This is a genomic window from Kribbella turkmenica (genome assembly GCF_004348725.1).
Taxonomy (GTDB): Bacteria; Actinomycetota; Actinomycetes; order Propionibacteriales; family Kribbellaceae; genus Kribbella; species Kribbella turkmenica.
In genome coordinates this window covers 1-2,015 of the sequence record NZ_SMKR01000319.1, presented here as the reverse complement: position 1 = coordinate 2,015, position 2,015 = coordinate 1, and the positions used below count along the sequence as shown (strand labels likewise).

Here is a 2,015-nt window from a genome sequence, read left to right as displayed (position 1 = left end):
ATGCTGGTGTACTCGGCGACGAACTGATCGAGCAGGACCCGCAGGTCCGCCTCCGAGCATGGCTTGGGATCGCGTCACGGGAAATCGTGGTGCCGGCTGTGGAGGTGCCGCCAACCGCCTGCGGAGGATGGTGAGGCTGATGTCACCGACTTCGGTGCGGACGCCGTGGAAGCGGTACGGGCGTCATGGTCGACGGCCTGATTTTGGTGTGTGCGGCGGTTGAGGAGCCGGCGGATCCGCCAGATGACAACGGCGGTGAGGAGGGCGGCGAGAACAATCAGCGCGCTCGCGCGTCCGATGGTCTTCTCGATGGTGGCGTAGGAGTTGCCGGCGAGGTAGCCGAGCAGCACGACGCCGACGCCCCAAACGAGTCCGCCCGTTGCGTTGAAGGCGAGGAACTTCGGGTAGCGCATGCCGGCGGTGCCGGCGAGGGCGGGCATCGTGGCACGGAAGAAGGAGACGAACCGGCCGACGAAGACCGCTGCGCCGCCGCGGCTTGCGAGTTGCTCACGCGCGGCGTCGATCCGCTCACTGCGTTTTCTCAGGACGTGGCTGCGCAGGATTCGTGGGCCGAGGTGGCGCCCGATCTCGTAGCCGACGGTGTCGCCGAGGATCGCGGCACCGACTACGACGGCCAGCATCAGCGGCAGGGATGCGTGGCCGCGGCTGGCGGCAACGCCGCCGACCACGGCCGCGGTCTCGCCGGGCAGGACGAACCCGACGAACAGGGCGTCTTCTGCGAACACAAGCAGACCGACCAGCCCGTAGACGGGCAGGTCGTGCAGGCCGAGGAGCCAGTCGGTCAATCGGGTCATGACAGTTGCGGGTGGCCAGCGGTCACCAGCACGGGACGCAGCCGAGTCCCAGCCAAAGCACCGACGACACGCGTTAATGGTCGGCGGACAAACAGCCAGGTGAGCACGGCGACGACCCCGCCCAGCAGGAGACCGGCGGCCACATCGGCAGGGTAGTGGGCGGCGATGTAGACCCAGGTGAAGGCCATCAGCACTGCGGCGACCACGGCGACGATGCCGAGGCGCCGGGACACGATCAGCAGGCCGACGGCGACAGCACCGGCCATGGTGGCGTGATCGGAGGGAAACGACGCGTCCGGGCTACGGTTGGCCAGCACCAGGATGTTCGTCAGTGTCGTGTAGGGCCGGGCTTCGTGGACGGCGTGCACGATCGGCTGGTTGACCGCCAGGGCGAGCAGGGTGGCGCCGCCGGCCGTGACGGCAGCGGCGGCCCGTGACACGTCACCGCTGCGCCGGGCGGCCGACCATCCGGCCAGCAGCAGGGCCGCGAACAAGACCACGGCGTACCCGGCATAGCTCCTGGCCGGAACGTGCAGCCAAGGTGTCGCCTTGGCGAAGGCGTTGATCTGCTCGAACAACCACTCATTCATTCCGGCGTCCTGTCTACTACGATGAAGGTAGTAACTGATGTTACTACGATCTTTGTAGTAGTCGTGAGAGGTGGAATGGTGGCTTACCGGAGTCAGCAGCGTGGCCGCGGTGACCTGGAGCAGCAGGTGTTCGCGGCGCTGGCCGCGGGTGGCCGCCCGATGACGACCGGTGAGGTCCGCGACGCGATCGGCGCCGACCTGGCCTACACAACGGTGATGACGGTGCTGGCGCGCATGCAGGCCAAAGGTCTGGCGACCAGGGACCGGGTCGGGCGTTCGTATGCCTACACCGCTGTCGTCGACGACGCGGCGGTCACCGCGCATCAGATTCACCGACTCCTGGACGCACGCGGGGATCGCGCCGCGATCCTGACCCGGTTCGCCAGCGGCCTGTCACCGGAGGAATCGCGACTGCTGGTGGACCTGCTCGGCGCCGATTCCGAGGCGGGTCCGGCATGACCGTGGCCGCCGTGATCGGCATCATCGCCATCGTGGTCTACGCGCTCGGGGCCCCGGCAGTCTCTCGACGGCTGCCGCCGGCGGCAGCGACGCGGGTCCTCGTTGCCGCCGGCGTGCTCGCGGCTGCCAGCGGGGTGTTCATCCTTGGGGG

At 68.5% G+C, this 2,015-nt stretch carries 3 protein-coding genes; 1 reads left to right on the top strand and 2 read right to left on the bottom strand.

All coding sequences use genetic code 11. The features are described 5' to 3' along the window. Nucleotides 1-74: 74 nt before the first annotated feature. Both E1218_RS35560 and E1218_RS35555 read right to left on the bottom strand, forming a co-directional pair. On the bottom strand, nucleotides 75-806 hold the full coding sequence (locus E1218_RS35560; protein WP_202866377.1) for a DedA family protein: 732 nt from the start codon (nucleotides 804-806) through the stop codon (nucleotides 75-77). Between the two features lie 5 nt (nucleotides 807-811). Beyond that, nucleotides 812-1,405: a phosphatase PAP2 family protein gene (locus E1218_RS35555; RefSeq protein ID WP_132327418.1), complete on the bottom strand. Its 594-nt coding sequence runs from the start codon at nucleotides 1,403-1,405 to the stop codon at nucleotides 812-814. 75 nt (nucleotides 1,406-1,480) lie between these two features. On the opposite strand from E1218_RS35555, the gene E1218_RS35550 reads away from it, so the two are divergent. Further along, on the top strand, nucleotides 1,481-1,864 hold the full coding sequence (locus tag E1218_RS35550; RefSeq protein WP_132327417.1) for a BlaI/MecI/CopY family transcriptional regulator: 384 nt from the start codon (nucleotides 1,481-1,483) through the stop codon (nucleotides 1,862-1,864). Nucleotides 1,865-2,015: the final 151 nt, after the last annotated feature.